Here is a 13,385-nt window from a genome sequence, read left to right on the forward strand (position 1 = left end):
CCCACTCGAACCGATCCGCGCTTCGAGCGACTTGAGGAGTGACACACCCCCTCGATGGACGATCCGTCCAGTAGTACCTGCGCCGCCTCGCTTCCGACCCCCGGAAGGCAGGCGGCACTGTGATCACCGCCTGGCTGCTGTTGCTCGCAGCCGTTCTCCTGATCCTCGCCAACGGCCTCTTCGTGGCCGCCGAGTTCGCCTTCGTGACCGCCGACCGCGGCGCGGTCGAACGCTCCGCCGAGGCCGGGGACGCCAAGTCCGGCCGCGTCGCCCGGGCGCTGCGGCACCTCTCCTTCGAACTCTCCGGCGCCCAGCTGGGCATCACCGTCACCTCGCTGGTGGTCGGCATGCTCGCCGAGCCGGCCCTGTCGACCCTGCTCCAGCCCGTGATGTCGGGCATCGGGGTGCCCGACCCGGCCGCCCGCGGCGTCGCCGTGGTGGTCGGCATGGTGCTGGCCACCGTCGTCCAGATGGTGATCGGCGAGCTGGTCCCGAAGAACTGGGCGATCTCCCGCCCGCTCCAGGTGGCCCGCGCGGTCGCCGCCCCGCACATGGCCTTCTCCTTCGTCTGCCGCCCGCTGATCAGCTTCCTGAACGGCGCCGCCGACCGTACGGTCCGGGCCTTCGGCATCGAGCCGCAGGAGGAGCTGGAGCACGCCCGCACCCCGGCCGAGCTGGTCTCGCTGGCCCGGCACTCGGCCAAGGCCGGTGCGATAGACGAGGAGTCGGCGACCCTGTTCGTCCGCACCCTGGGCCTCGGCGACCTCACCGCCGAGTCGGTGATGACCCCGCGGATCGACGTCTCCGCCCTCCAGCGCGACGCCACCGCCTCCGACGTCATCAACCTGACCAGGGCCACCGGCCTGTCCCGCTTCCCGGTCTACGCCGACACCGTTGACGAGGTCACCGGCATCGTGACGCTCAAGGACGCCCTCGCCGTCCCGGCCGCCCGGCGCGGCCAGGTGCGGGTCGCCGATCTGGCCTCGCCGCCGCTGCTGGTGCCCGAGACCCTGCCCGCCGAGCGGCTGCTCGACCAGCTGCGCCGCCTCCAGCCGATGGCCATCGTGGTCGACGAGTACGGCGGCACCGCCGGGGTCGTCACCGTCGAGGACATCGTCGAGGAGATCGTCGGCGAGGTGCAGGACGAGCACGACCCGGCCGACCAGCCCGACCTGCTCCCGCTGCCGTCCGTCGACGGCCTGCCCGTGTGGCAGGCGGACGGCCGCGCCCGGCTCGACCAGCTGGAGGCGATCGGCCTGAACGCCCCGGACGGCCCGTACGAGACCCTGGCCGGCCTGGTCGCCGACCTGCTCGGCAAGCTGCCCGAGGTGGCCGAGCAGGCCGAGCTGCCCGGCTGGCGGCTCACCGTGACCGGCGTCGACCGGCACCGCACCAGCCAGGTCCGGGTGGAGCGCACCAGCGCGCCCGGCCTGTTCGGCGAGCAAGCGGAGGACGTCCGATGACCGTCCTGCAACTGCTCCTCGCCGTGCTGCTGCTGCTCGGCAACGCCTTCTTCGTCGGCGCCGAGTTCGCCGTCGTCTCGGTGCGCCGCAGCCAGATCGAGCCGCTCGCCGAGGCCGGGCACAAGCGCGCCCGCACCGTGCTGCACGCGCTGTCCAACGTCTCCGCGATGCTGGCCGCCGCCCAACTCGGCATCACCGTCTGCTCACTGGGCCTCGGCGCGCTCGCCGAACCGACCATCGCCGCCCTGCTGGAGGGCCCGTTCCACGCGATCGGCGTCCCGCCCGGTCTGATGCACGCGCTCTCGTACGGGATCTCGCTCGCCCTCGTGGTGTTCCTGCACATGGTGATGGGCGAGATGGTGCCGAAGAACATGGCGATGGCCGGCCCGGAGCGGGCCGCGCTCTGGCTCGGCCCGCCGCTGGACCGGCTGGCGCGCTGGCTCGCCCCGGTGATCCGGCTGCTCAACGCCTTCGCCAACGGCGTGCTGAGGCTGTTCCGGGTCGAGGCCAAGGACGAGGTCGAGTCGGTGTTCACCACCGAGCAGCTGATGTACCTGCTGGTCGACTCCCGGGACGCCGGCCTGCTCGACGAGGACCGCCAGGAGCGACTTGAGGACGCCCTGGAGATGGGCCGCCGTCCGGTCACCGACGTGCTGCTGCCGTCCGAGCAACTGGTCACCGTGGACCCGAAGGTGACCGCCGCCGAGGTCGAGGAGCTCGCCCTGCGCACCGGCTTCTCGCGCTTCCCGGTCACCGACGGCGACCCGGCCGGCCACGGCTACCTGGGCTACCTGCACCTCAAGGACATCCTCGACGTGGACGATCCGTCGGCGCCCGTCCCGGCCCGGCTCTGGCGGCCGATCACGGTGCTGCGCGGCAGCCTCCCGCTGGACGACGCCCTCGGTGCGATGCGCCGGGCCGCCTGCCACCTGGCCGCCGTGCTGGACCAGGACGGCCGCACGATCGGCGCGGTCATGCTGGAGGACGTCCTCGAGGAACTGGTCGGCGAGATGCACGACCCGGACCACCGGACGAACTGAGCCTGACCCCGTTCGTCGATCGCCGTTCGCCGCCGTTCGCCGACGGCGATTCTGCCCACAGCAGGCAGCGGTTCCCGTGCCGGCCACTCCTGGAGGAGGGTGGTCGGCATGAGACTGCTGCTGCTGGGTGGGACGAAGTTCGTCGGACGGGCCGTCGCCGAGGAGGCGGTGGCCCGGGGGTGGGAGGTGACGGCCCTCAACCGCGGCACGCAGCCCGCCCCCGAGGGCGTGCGGGTGCTGCTGGGCGACCGCACCGCCGAGGACGGCCTGGCGGCGCTCGGCACGGGGGAGTGGGACGCGGTGGTGGACACCTGGTCCTGGGCCCCGGCGGCGGTGCGCGCCAGCGCCCGGCGGCTGAACGGCCGGGTCGGCCACTACGCGTACGTCTCCAGCCGGTCGGTGTACGACTACCCCCTGCGCCCCGGGGCGGACGAGACCGCCCCGGTGGTGCCCGCGGCCCCGGACCTCACCGGCGAGGTGCCCTACGCCGAGGCCAAGCGCGGCGCCGAACTGGCCCTGGAGGAGGAGTTCGGGGGGAGCGCCCTGCTGGTCCGCGCCGGGCTGATCCTCGGCCCGTACGAGGACATCGGCCGACTGCCCTGGTGGCTGAACCGGATCGCCCGAGGCGGCCCGGTGCTCGCCCCGGGCCCCCGAGACCTGCCGCTGCAGTACATCGACGGCCGCGACCTCGCCGCCTGGACCCTGGACGCCGTGGCGGCCCGGCTGGGCGGCCCGTACAACGTGGTCAGCCCGGCCGGTCACACCACCATGGGCGGGCTGCTGGAGGCCTGCGTCCGGGCCGCCGGCTCGGACGCCGAACTGCGTTGGACCGACCCCGAGCGGATCCTGGCGGCGGGCGTCCAGCCGTGGACGGAACTGCCGGTCTGGCTGGCGCCCGGAGAGCTGTACGACTACCTGCACGGCTGCTCGGTCGCCCGCGCCGTCGCCGCGGGGCTGCGCTGCCGCCCGGTCGCCGAGACCGTCGAGGACACCTGGGCCTGGCTGCGCTCGATCGGCGGTGACGCCCCGCAGCGGGCCGACCGGCCGAGCGTCGGGCTCGACCCCGCGCGGGAGGCGGAGCTGCTCGAGAGCTGAAGGGAGAGGGGAGTTGCGTCAGCCCCGGCCGTCGATCAGCTCCCCGTACGCCTGCACCAGGTCCGGCAGCCGCAGGGTCGCCAGGTCCTCCCGGCCCGGCGGCTCGCGCAGCAGCGACAGCCGCAGGTCCCGGTAGGCGCAGGACTTCTCGTAGAGGGTGCGGATGAACCGGCCGTTGCCCAGCTCGTCGATCCAGCCCTCGCGCACGACGTGGGTGCAGATGCTGGCCAGTTCCTCCGCCGCGTCCTCGTCCCAGCCGTCGCCGTCCCGCCCCGCCAGCGCCGCGCCGATCGCGGTCAGTTCGTTCGGCCGGTAGCTGGGGAAGTCGACCCTGGTGGTGAAGCGGGAGTTGAGGCCGGGGTTGGTGGCGAGCAGCCGGTTCATCCCCTCGGGGTAGCCGGCCAGGATCACCACCAGCCGGTCCCGGTTGTCCTCGGCCCGCTTGAGCAGTACCTGGAGCGCCTCGTCGCCGTACGCGTCGCCCTTGGTGTAGCCGGAGTTGGAGAGGCTGTACGCCTCGTCGATGAACAGCACGCCGTCCAGCGCGGAGTCGATCAGTTCGTTCGCCTTGACGGCGGTCTGGCCGAGGAACTCGCCCACCAGATCCGCTCGTTGGGCCTCCACCAGGTGGTCCCCGGAGAGCAGTCCGAGGGCGTGGAAAACCCGGCCGAGGATCCGCGCCACGGTGGTCTTGCCGGTGCCGGAGGGGCCGGAGAAGACGAAGTGCCGCTTCGGCGGCTGGACCGGCAGCCCCTGCTCGGCACGCAGCCGGGACATTCTCAACTGAGCCGAGAGCGCCCGTACTTGGCGCTTGACCGGCTCCAGGCCCACCATCAGCGAGAGTTCGGCCAGTGCCGCGTCCAGCTCCCGTTCGTCGCCCGCGGGGCGGGGCGCCGGCGGGGGAGCGGTACGGGCCTGGGTCTCCCCTCGTACCGGCAGCGGCAGGGTCGTGGCGGGGCCTGCCGGGCCGCCCGAGCCGGAGCGCTCACCGGCCGTCTGCGGCGTGCCGTCCGGCGGGGCGGGGGCGTCCGGCTCCGATTCGGCGAGCGGGCCGTCCACCAGCCTGGCGTCCACCGAGGGCCCGCCGCCGGCGAGGGCGGATCCGGTGCCGAACCCGGCGTCGTAGAGCGGCCCTTCGACGTACCCGGGGTCGTCCTGGTAGCCCTGGTCGCTGCCGGTCCCGGCACCGCCGAGCCCGTTGCCGCCGAGCCCGCTGTCGTCCAGCCCGGTGCCGTCCAGCCCCACGACGTCCGGCTCCGGAGCGTCCACCCCCGCGGCCTCCGGCCCGCCCGAGCACCCGCCCGCCAGCAGCCCGTCCGCGAGCGCGTCCTCCGCGGAGATCGCCGCCAGCCGGGTCGAGGTGTCCATGAACGCCGGATCCGCCCGGTGCACGGCCCGGTACAGCGGGAGCGCCGCCGCACTGCGCCCGGCCCCCTCGTACGCCCGGGCCAGCCAGTAGCGCAGTTCCTTGCGCTGCGGCTGCTCGGAGCGGCAGCGCGCCAGCGAGGCGGCCAACGGGCCCTGGGCCTGGGCGCACATGTCCAGCCGCACCCGGGCCATGCCGGCGAACAGTCCGGCCTCGATGCCCAGCAGCGGGTCGTCCAGCAGCCGGTCGGTGTCCCGGATCAACTGCTCCCAGTCCTTGAGCAGATAGGACCGGCAGGCGTACAGGAACTGCGCGGACGGGTCCTCGCTCGGCGCCGGGCACTGTTCCAGGGCGCGGTCGAGCTCGGCCAGGTGGCGGCCGTCCAGCCAGTGCGAGGCGTGCGCCAGCGCGAGGTCGCGGGCGTCCTCCAGCACCGGCTGCACCCACCAGCCCAGCCAGTACCAGGAGCTGAGCGGGCGCCGGTGCAGCCGCCGTTGTTCGCCGAAGCGCTTCTGGTTGCGGTACATGGCCAGCAGGGCCGCCGAGGTGTCGCTGCGCAGCGCGTGCAGCCCGAGCCAGGCGTCGGCCATGCCCGGGTCCAGCCGGACGGCCGCCCGGAACTCCTCCTCGGCCCGGGTGTAGGCGCCCGCCGTGTAGGCGTCCATGGCGCGCAGCCAGGCCCGGTCGGCGAGCCGGTCCGGGCCGCCCGCCGTGCTGTCGGAACTGTCCACCGTCGTCACTCACGCCCCCCGCGGTGTGGCCCGGGGCCCGGCCGACGGATCGCAGCGCGCAGCCGGGCCGGTGGTCGGAAGCCCCCGGGGCGCATATGCGCCTGAGGGAATCGTACCGGCGCGGGGCTGATCCGGAAGGGTGCCGTACGGGGTCAAATGCGATCGCGCGCACGGTGGTTGGGCGGGTGGATGGCCGAAACACCGCTGACCGGAACGGTCGGGAGAGGGGACCGGACGGCGCCCCCGGCTCACGGGGGAACAAGCCGGGGGCGCCGGGTCCGAGGCACCGGAACGGTGGGTTCCGGCGGCTGAGGAGAACCTAAATCCTGGTGATGTCGCAGGTCAAGGGGCTAGTTGAAGGTTCACCGACGGTGCCCGGCAGGATCCGCCCGGTCACCCCGTCGACCCGCGTCGCGGCGTACGGCCGACTCGGGTCGACGGCGAAGTGCGCCGCCTCCGCCCGGGCCCAACGGGCCCAGAACCCGGCGAGTTCCGGCCCGTCCCGTTCCTCGCCGCGCCGCCGGGCCACGGCGGCCTCCAGCTCCATCCAGATCACCCGGGCCAGCCACGGCCGCACCTCCCGGCGCCCCGCGCCGACGCCCTCCACCAGCACCACCGGGGCGAGCGGCACCCGGGCCGCGCCCTCGAAGCGGCGCAGTGTCCAGTCGTAGACCAGGTGCTCGGCGTCCCGGCCGGCCGCCAGCGGCTCCAGCACCTGCTCGCGCAGCCGCCCGGTCCACTCGAAGAGCTCGGTGTGGGTGGCAAGGTCGTCCAGGTGCACCACCGGCGCGCCGCCGAGCGCCGCCGCCAGCCGCCCGGCGAAGGTCGTCTTGCCGGAGCCGGCGTGCCCGTCCACCGCGACCAGCCGCACCGACCCGCAGGACGGCGGCAGCGCGCGCAGTTCTGCGGCGAGCGCACCGACCGCGTCGGGCACATCGAGGGCGTCGGCCGAGCCGAGCGTGCCGAGCGAACCGGCCGAGCCGAGGGCGCCGGGCCCGGTCAGCGCGTTGCCGGGAACGGGCGGGCGGTGGGAGGAGGCGGTTCCGGATGCAGCCACAACGTCAACCCTACGGTGCCGTAGCCAACCACTGCGGACAGTTCATCTGTGCTGGTCGTGACGGCAGCGCGGCTTTCGGGCATACTCGCCTTCGCCACGCCTGTGAACGGCCGTTCACCGCAACCCGGTGCCGGTCGGGCCGACCTGCCACACCCGCGCCGGACCCGCCACCCCGGGCCGGCGCCCGATCGAGGAGGCGACCCCCGCCATGACCCCCTCCCCCGTGAAAGCCGTGGAGCGCCAGCTGCCCAGCGAGGAGGCCCGCGAACTGCTGAGCCTCACCCGGGACCTGGTCCAGCGCGAGCTCCAGCCGCGCGCGGCGGAGGACGAGGCCGCCGGCCGCTTCCCCCGGGAGGCCTTCCGCACCCTCGGCGAGGCCGGCCTGCTGTCCCTCCCGTACGACGAGAAGTACGGCGGCGGCGAGCAGCCCTACGAGGTGTACCTGCAGGTCCTGGAGGAGCTCGCGTCCGGCTGGCTGGCTGTCGGCCTCGGCGTCAGCGTGCACACCCTCTCCTGCCACGCGCTGGCCACCTTCGGCAGCGAGGAGCAGCGCGAGAAGTGGCTGCCCGGCATGCTCTCCGGCGAGCAGCTCGGCGCCTACTGCCTCTCCGAGCCGCAGTCCGGCTCGGACGCGGCCGCCCTGCGCACCCGCGCCGACCTGGACGGCGAGGAGTACGTCGTCAACGGCACCAAGGCGTGGATCACCCACGGCGGCCAGGCCGACTTCTACAGCGCCCTGGTGCGCACCGGCGCCGAGGGCCCCAAGGGCATCAGCTGCCTGCTCGTCCCCGGCGCCCAGCAGGGCCTGTCGGCCGCCCCGCCGGAGCACAAGATGGGCATGCGCTCCTCGCCGACCGCCCAACTGCACTTCGACGGTGCCCGGGTCCCCCGGGAGCGGCTGATCGGCGAGGAGGGCCAGGGCTTCCAGATCGCGCTGGCCGCACTGGACTCCGGCCGCCTCGGCATCGCCGCCTGCGCGATCGGCGTCGCCCAGGCCGCGCTCGACCTCGCGGTCGACTACGCGCGCACCCGGCGCCAGTTCGGCCGCCCGATCGCCGAGTTCCAGGGCCTGTCCTTCATGCTCGCCGACATGGCCACCCAGATCGAGGCCGGGCGTTCCCTCTACCTCGCCGCCGCGCGGCTGCGCGACGCGGGCCGGCCGTTCTCCAAGGAGGCGGCGATGGCCAAGCTGTTCTGCACCGACGCGGTGATGCGGGTGACCACCGACGCCGTCCAGGTGCTCGGCGGCTACGGGTACACCCAGGACTTCCCGGCCGAGCGCTACATGCGCGAGGCCAAGGTGCTGCAGATCGTCGAGGGCACCAACCAGATCCAGCGCCTGGTGATCGGCCGCCACCTCACGAAGGGCTAGGCCTGCCCGCCGGGCACGGCCCCAGGGCTTGCCCGGCGCCCTTCCCCGATACGGCCTCCGGCCGTCACTCCAGGGTGCGGAGTGACGGCCGGAGGCGATTTCGACGGAACGCCAACGCGTCTGCGGGCAGCGGGAGTCAGCGCCGCGCGAGCCGTCGGCGCTGCTCCGGGATGGTGACCAGCGGCGCGGCCGCGGCGACCGTCCGTACGGCCCTGGCCGGGGCGGTGACGGCGGCCGTCGCGCTGCGCACCGGGCGGTGCACCAGCGCGTGCGAGAACGGCTGGGTGCGCCAGTCGAGCCCGCTCGGGAGCTTGAACAGCGCGTCGAACCCGGGCGGTTCGGCGTCCTCGGGCGTCTCCACCTCGGCCAGGTCGTCGGTCGGCGCGCCCGAACCGGGGCAGATCGCGGGGGCGAAGGGGTTCCAGGCGGTGGGCAGCAGCGCGTGCTGCGGCAGCCGCTCCTCGTCCGCCACCAGGGCGATCGGGCGACGGCACTCGGGGCAGTGGACCCGGAAGATGTCCCAGGTCTCGACCTCGCCGGGGTCGGTGCCCGGCATGTGATCGACCGCGAGGTCGTTGCGGCCGGTCGTATCGTCGGTCTCGTCGGCGGCCAGCACGCGCTGGTCAGTAGCAGGCATGAGGATCCCCCTAGGATCGGGCCCGGCGTGGTCGCTCAGGGCCACAACCAGCACTTCCCTGCCGCCCGGGCTCATAACCCTGCGGAGTTGTGCACCGTGATGCACCCGGTTGTGTCCTTGGCCACACCGCCCGCCACATTCACCCGGCAATTGCCCGCGTGACACCTCAGTTCCCCCTGTGTGCCACCACCGTGCGCCCCCCGTGCTCCCGACCCGGTAGGTTTGCGCACTGTGGAGGATCTCGACCAACGCATCGTCCAGCTGCTCCTGGAAGACGGCCGGATGAGCTACACGGACCTGGGCAAGGCCACCGGCCTGTCCACCTCGGCGGTGCACCAACGCGTGCGCCGCCTCGAACAGCGCGGGGTGATCCGCGGCTACACCGCGATCATCGACCCCGACGCCGTCAACCTCGCGCTGACCGCGTTCATCTCGGTCAAGCCCTTCGACCCCAGCGCCCCGGACGACACCCCGGACAGGCTCTCCGGCCTGCCCGAGATCGAGGCCTGCCACAGCGTGGCCGGTGACGAGAACTACATCCTCAAGGTGCGCGTCGGAGCCCCCGGCGACCTGGAGGACCTGCTCGCCCGCATCCGCAGCGCCGCCGGAGTCTCCACCCGCACCACCGTCGTCCTCTCCACTCCCTACGAGGCCCGACCCCCGAAGCTCTGACCAGGAACGGGAGGGGTGCAGACTTAGCGGCATGACCGAACGCACCTCCCGGACCGTCCTGCTGCGCGGCGGCGCCGTCTACAGCCCCGCCGACCCCTTCGCCACCGCGATGCTCGTGGAGGGCGGGCACATCGCCTGGGTCGGCAGCGACGGCGCCGCCGAGGCGTACGCCGGCACCGCCGACGAGATCGTGGAGCTGGACGGCGCGCTGGTCACCCCCGCCTTCGTCGACGCCCACGTGCACGCCACCGCCAACGGTCTGGCGCTCACCGGCCTCGATCTCACCGGCAGCCCCTCGCTGGCCGCCGCCCTGGCCGCCGTCACCGCCTTCGTCGAGGCCCGGACGGAGACCGGCGGCGTGCTGATCGGCCACGGCTGGGACGAGACGGGCTGGCCCGAGGGCCGCCCGCCCACGCTCGCCGAACTCGACGAGGCCGCCCGCGGCGCCGCGCTCTACCTCTCCCGCACCGACGTGCACTCCGCGCTCGCCACCACCGCGCTGCGCACCCTCACCGAGAGCCTCGCCGAGCGCCCCGGCCACGACGCGGAGGGCCCGCTCACCAAGGACGCCCACCACGCCGTCCGGCGGACCGCCCTCGCCCACCTCACCCCCGAGCAGCGCCGGCAGGCCCAGCGCGCCACCCTGGCCCGCGCCGCCGAACTCGGCATCGGCGCCCTGCACGAGTGCGCCGGCCCGGAGATCTCCTCCGAGGCGGACCTGGCCGCCCTGCTGGCCCTGGCCGCCGACGGCGACGGACCCGAAGTCTTCGGCTACTGGGGCGAGTTGGGCGGCATCGAGACCGCCCGCAGGCTCGGCGCGGTGGGCGCCGGCGGCGACCTCTTCGTGGACGGCGCGCTCGGGTCGCGCACCGCCTGCCTGCACGCCGCCTACGCCGACGCCGAGCACACCGGCACCGCCTACCTGACGCCCGAGCAGGTCGCCGACCACGTCGCCGCCTGCACCGAGGCCGGACTGCAGGCCGGCTTCCACGCCATCGGCGACGCCGCCGTGGCCGCCGTGATCGAGGGCGTGCGAGCCGCCGGCGAGCGGGTCGGCACCGACCGGGTCAGGGCGCTGCGCCACCGCGTCGAGCACGCCGAGGCCCTGGACGACGAGGCGATCGCCGCCTTCGCCGAGCTCGGCCTGACCGCCTCCGTCCAGCCCGCCTTCGACGCCGCCTGGGGCGGCCCGGACGGCATGTACGTCCAGCGCCTGGGCGCCGAGCGGGCGGCCGGCCTCAACCCGTACGCCGCGCTGCTGCGGGCCGGCGTCCCGCTGGCCTTCGGCTCGGACGCCCCGGTCACCCCGCTCGACCCCTGGGGCACCGTCCGTGCCGCAGCCTTCCACCGGACCCTGGAGCACCGGATCTCGGTCCGCGCCGCCTTCACCGCCCACACCCGCGGCGGCTGGCGCGCGATCGGCCGCGACCAGGACGGCGTGCTGGTGCCCGGCGCGGTCGCCAACTACGCGATCTGGGCCGCCGACGAGCTGGTCGTCCAGGCCCCCGACTCCCGGGTGGCCGGCTGGTCCACCGACCCGCGCTCCGGCACCCCCGGCCTGCCCGACCTCACCCCGGGCCGCGAACTGCCGCTCTGCCTGCGGACGGTGGTCCGCGGTCGCACGGTGTACCAGCGGTAGAACCCGGTACGAGCGGTAAATCGGATGAGCGAGCGGGGCGGTGCTCCCTAGGTTGACCACATGACGACCGACCCGCTGGTACCCGCCGACTTCACCGTCCCGCGCGAGCTGCTCGCCCCGGAGTTCCGCCTGGAGTCCCTGGGCGAGCAGCACAACGCCTCCGACCACGCCGCCTGGACGAGCAGCATCGAGCACATCCGCGCCACCCCCGGCTGGGCCGGCCGCGGCTGGCCGCCCGCCGACGGCATGCCCCTGGAGCGCAACCTTGCCGACCTGCGCCGCCACGCCGCCGACTTCGACGCCCGCAGGGGCTTCACCTACACCGTCCTGGAGCCGGACCGCGACGAGGTGATCGGCTGCGTCTACGTCTACCCGGACCGCGAGGACCCGTCCGTCGTCTCGGTCAGCTCCTGGGTCCGCGCCGACCGCGCCGAGCTCGACGCCCCGCTGTACCGGGCGGTCTCCGCCTGGCTCACCGACCACTGGCCGCTGGGGCGCTTCGTCTACGCCGAGCGTTGACGGCCCGGTCGGGCGCTACCACCCTCACCTCACGCCGCACCGACGTTCCGGGGTACCTTCTTCGCACAGCGTCCGAACAGCAAGCCCCAGGAAGATGGTGCGCCGGTGGCCATTCCCGTCACCCAGGAGCGGTCCGGGACCGCTCCCGAGCCACAGGACCCGGCACCGAAGCCCGGCCGCGGCGCCCGCGCGCTCGCGAAGGTCCGAGCCGGGCTGCCGCGCACCGGCCTCGCCGCACTGGCCGGCCTGCTGCTCGCGCTCGCCTTCCCGCCCTACGACCTGTGGCCGCTGTCGCTGCTCGGCGTCGCCGCGCTCTCGCTGCTCACCCGCGGCCGCACCTTCCGCCAGGGCGCCTGGACGGGCTTCGCCCTCGGCTTCCCGTTCTTCCTGATGCTGCTCAGCTGGCTCCGGGTGGTCGGCTGGGACGCCACGGTCGGCCTGTCGGTCGTCGAGGCGCTGTTCCTGGCCCTGCTCGGCGGCGCACTGGCCCTCACCTCCCGGCTGCCCGGCTGGCCGCTGTGGGCGGCCGCGCTGTGGGTCACCCAGGAGTGGGCGCGCGACCGGCTGCCGCTCGGCGGCTTCCCCTGGGGCCGGCTCGCCTTCGCCAACACCGCCACCCCGTACACCCCGCTGGCCGCGCTCGGCGGCGCACCGCTGGTGACCTTCGCCGTCGCGCTCTCCGGCACCCTGCTGGCCTGGGCCGCGCTGCGCCTGCGCGGGCCGGGCCGGACCCCGAGGACGGCGGCGCTGGGCGGCCTGGGCGCCGTGGCCGCGCTGCTGGCCGGCTACCTCGTCCCGGTGCCCACCGCCGCGGACGACACCGTCAAGGTCGCCATCGTCCAGGGCAACGTACCGAACCCGGGCATGGACTTCCTCGGCCGCCCCATGATGGTCCTCAACAACCACGCCTCGGCCACCGAGCGCCTCGCCGCCGACATCCAGGCCGGCAAGCGGCCGCGCCCCGACGTGGTGATCTGGCCCGAGAACTCCTCCGACCTCGACCCGTTCAGCGATCCGCTGGCCCGTCAGCGCATCGACGAGGCGGTCCAGGCCGTCGGCGTGCCCACCCTGGTCGGCACCCTGGTGGACGGCCCGGACGCCCAGCACGTCCAGAACGAGGGCATCGTCTGGGACCCGGTCACCGGCCCCGGCGCCTCCTACACCAAGCAGCACCCCGTCCCGTTCGGCGAGTACGTTCCGTTCCGCGCCCAGCTGATGAAGGTGATCACCCGCCTCCAGCGGGTCGCCCGCGACTTCTACCCCGGCGACCACAACGGCGTGATGCAGCTCGGGCCGGCGAAGATCGGCGACGTGATCTGTTTCGAGGTGGCCTACGACGAGATAGTCCGGGACACCGTGGACAGCGGCGCCCGCGTCCTGGTCGTCCAGACGAACAACGCGACCTACGCCAGGACCGGGCAGCCCGAGCAGCAGCTCGCGATGAGCCGGCTGCGCGCGGTCGAGCACGGGCGGGCCGTCCTGATCGCCGCCACCAGCGGCATCAGTGCGGTGATCGCCCCGGACGGCACCGTCGAGCAGCGCACCGCGGAACTCACCCCGGCCGAGCTGTCGGCCACCGTGCCGCTGCGCGACGGCACCACGGTGGCCGACCGGGTCGGCGCCCTCCCGGAGTGGACGCTGGCCGTCGGCGGCCTGCTGGCCTGCGGCGCCGCCGTCCTGGTCGGCCGCCGCCGGAAGGTGGAGGCCGGAACACCGGCCGCCAGGGGAGCGTTGGACCGGGTGGTGCCGTAGCCGGCCCGGACCTCCCGGGCGGCGCGCAGAGCACCGCTTGGA

General features: G+C 74.4%; 11 protein-coding genes. 8 read left to right on the top strand and 3 right to left on the bottom strand.

All coding sequences use genetic code 11. From position 1 onward, the window contains the following. Positions 1 to 119 precede the first annotated feature (119 nt). The 3 genes from BOQ63_RS35615 to BOQ63_RS35625 all read left to right on the top strand — a co-directional run bounded on the left by BOQ63_RS35615 (position 120) and on the right by BOQ63_RS35625 (position 3,598). A complete protein-coding gene (locus BOQ63_RS35615; RefSeq protein WP_030279801.1) occupies positions 120 to 1,463 on the top strand; it encodes a hemolysin family protein in 1,344 nt (447 codons plus the stop codon). Then, positions 1,460 to 2,503, top strand: a complete 1,044-nt coding sequence (locus tag BOQ63_RS35620; protein WP_033347263.1) for a hemolysin family protein — start codon at positions 1,460 to 1,462, stop codon at positions 2,501 to 2,503. The genes BOQ63_RS35615 and BOQ63_RS35620 overlap by 4 nt, the downstream gene beginning before the upstream one ends. 108 nt (positions 2,504 to 2,611) lie before the next feature. Then, the gene (locus tag BOQ63_RS35625) at positions 2,612 to 3,598 is read left to right on the top strand and encodes an NAD-dependent epimerase/dehydratase family protein (RefSeq protein ID WP_072655635.1); all 987 of its coding nucleotides are present in this window, start codon (positions 2,612 to 2,614) and stop codon (positions 3,596 to 3,598) included. An 18-nt stretch (positions 3,599 to 3,616) separates the two neighbouring features. On the opposite strand, the gene BOQ63_RS35630 is transcribed toward BOQ63_RS35625, so the two are convergent. Next, positions 3,617 to 5,629: an AAA family ATPase gene (locus tag BOQ63_RS35630; RefSeq protein WP_079184138.1), complete on the bottom strand. Its 2,013-nt coding sequence runs from the start codon at positions 5,627 to 5,629 to the stop codon at positions 3,617 to 3,619. A 385-nt stretch (positions 5,630 to 6,014) separates the two neighbouring features. Beyond that, complete coding sequence (locus tag BOQ63_RS35635) at positions 6,015 to 6,629, bottom strand: uridine kinase family protein (protein WP_033347322.1); 615 nt, start codon at positions 6,627 to 6,629, stop codon at positions 6,015 to 6,017. A gap of 331 nt (positions 6,630 to 6,960) precedes the next feature. Here BOQ63_RS35635 and BOQ63_RS35640 point away from each other — a divergent pair, with 331 nt between their 5' ends. Further along, the gene (locus BOQ63_RS35640; RefSeq protein ID WP_030279792.1) at positions 6,961 to 8,124 is read left to right on the top strand and encodes an acyl-CoA dehydrogenase family protein; all 1,164 of its coding nucleotides are present in this window, start codon (positions 6,961 to 6,963) and stop codon (positions 8,122 to 8,124) included. Positions 8,125 to 8,260: 136 nt separating this feature from the next. On the opposite strand, the gene BOQ63_RS35645 is transcribed toward BOQ63_RS35640, so the two are convergent. Next, entirely contained in the window at positions 8,261 to 8,761 is a 501-nt protein-coding gene (locus BOQ63_RS35645) for a hypothetical protein (protein ID WP_191093613.1), read from the bottom strand. A gap of 231 nt (positions 8,762 to 8,992) precedes the next feature. Between BOQ63_RS35645 and BOQ63_RS35650 the strand changes: the two genes are divergently transcribed. The 4 genes from BOQ63_RS35650 (at position 8,993) to lnt (ending at position 13,343) form a co-directional block, all read left to right on the top strand. Then, positions 8,993 to 9,433, top strand: a complete 441-nt coding sequence (locus tag BOQ63_RS35650; RefSeq protein WP_030279787.1) for an Lrp/AsnC family transcriptional regulator — start codon at positions 8,993 to 8,995, stop codon at positions 9,431 to 9,433. A 31-nt stretch (positions 9,434 to 9,464) separates the two neighbouring features. Beyond that, complete coding sequence (locus BOQ63_RS35655) at positions 9,465 to 11,072, top strand: amidohydrolase (RefSeq protein WP_072655637.1); 1,608 nt, start codon at positions 9,465 to 9,467, stop codon at positions 11,070 to 11,072. Between the two features lie 60 nt (positions 11,073 to 11,132). Next, positions 11,133 to 11,591, top strand: coding sequence for a hypothetical protein (locus BOQ63_RS35660; RefSeq protein ID WP_030279783.1), 459 nt, complete (start codon positions 11,133 to 11,135; stop codon positions 11,589 to 11,591). A gap of 111 nt (positions 11,592 to 11,702) precedes the next feature. Continuing rightward, the gene (gene lnt, locus BOQ63_RS35665; RefSeq protein WP_435823414.1) at positions 11,703 to 13,343 is read left to right on the top strand and encodes an apolipoprotein N-acyltransferase; all 1,641 of its coding nucleotides are present in this window, start codon (positions 11,703 to 11,705) and stop codon (positions 13,341 to 13,343) included. Positions 13,344 to 13,385 lie beyond the last annotated feature (42 nt).

The sequence above is a fragment of the Streptomyces viridifaciens genome, assembly GCF_001888885.2.
Classification (GTDB): Bacteria; Actinomycetota; Actinomycetes; order Streptomycetales; family Streptomycetaceae; genus Kitasatospora; species Kitasatospora aureofaciens.

Excerpts from the sequence above, each read along its gene's own strand:
- BOQ63_RS35660 (WP_030279783.1), top strand. The coding sequence starts at position 11,133 with ATGACGACCGACCCGCTGGTACCCGCCGACTTCACCGTCCCGCGCGAG.
- BOQ63_RS35630 (WP_079184138.1), bottom strand. The coding sequence starts at position 5,629 with ATGGACGCCTACACGGCGGGCGCCTACACCCGGGCCGAGGAGGAGTTC.
- BOQ63_RS35645 (WP_191093613.1), bottom strand. The coding sequence starts at position 8,761 with ATGCCTGCTACTGACCAGCGCGTGCTGGCCGCCGACGAGACCGACGAT.
- BOQ63_RS35655 (WP_072655637.1), top strand. The coding sequence starts at position 9,465 with ATGACCGAACGCACCTCCCGGACCGTCCTGCTGCGCGGCGGCGCCGTC.
- BOQ63_RS35625 (WP_072655635.1), top strand. The coding sequence starts at position 2,612 with ATGAGACTGCTGCTGCTGGGTGGGACGAAGTTCGTCGGACGGGCCGTC.
- BOQ63_RS35640 (WP_030279792.1), top strand. The coding sequence starts at position 6,961 with ATGACCCCCTCCCCCGTGAAAGCCGTGGAGCGCCAGCTGCCCAGCGAG.
- BOQ63_RS35620 (WP_033347263.1), top strand. The coding sequence starts at position 1,460 with ATGACCGTCCTGCAACTGCTCCTCGCCGTGCTGCTGCTGCTCGGCAAC.